This window comes from Luteimonas sp. A277 (assembly GCF_054052045.1).
In genome coordinates, this window is the sequence record NZ_JBSVRG010000035.1 from 1 (window position 1) to 506 (window position 506).

Annotated in this window: 1 pseudogene; it reads left to right on the forward strand. The window is 67.4% G+C overall.

Going from position 1 to position 506, the window contains the following annotated elements:
- A pseudogene (locus ACW7G2_RS14060) lies at window positions 1-506 on the forward strand (hypothetical protein); the annotation flags it as partial.

Sequence of the window (506 nt, forward strand, 5' to 3'; positions counted from 1 at the left end):
GCTTCGGCATTCGGCAGCGGTGCGACGGCCTTGGGCCAGTACGCCACGGCTTCCGGCTACAACGCTGTGGCCGAGGGCGACTCTTCCACCGCAGTGGGTGGCTTGCTTTACTTCGAAGACCCCAACACCGGTGAGGTGTTGCTGGACCAGACGACCATGGCCGTGGAGTTGGGCGCCTCTGCGTTCGGCGCGGGCGCGCAGGCGAACGGTGCTTTCAGCACTGCAACCGGTGCGGCGTCGACGGCCGAGGGGCTGCAGTCGACCTCGGTGGGCTACTCGAGCACTGCGGGCGTTGACTACTCGACGGCGGTGGGTGCCTTCAGCGAGGTATCGGGTGCTTACGGCACGGCGATTGGCTACGGCAGCGCTGCGACCGGCGACTACGGTCTGGCGGTGGGCGGCATTGCCGACTACGGGGATCTGCTGCTCGGGTTCCCGGATTTCATCCTCCAGACGACGGAAGCCAGTGGGGTGGCGTCGACAGCCTTGGGCAACGGTGCCTGGGC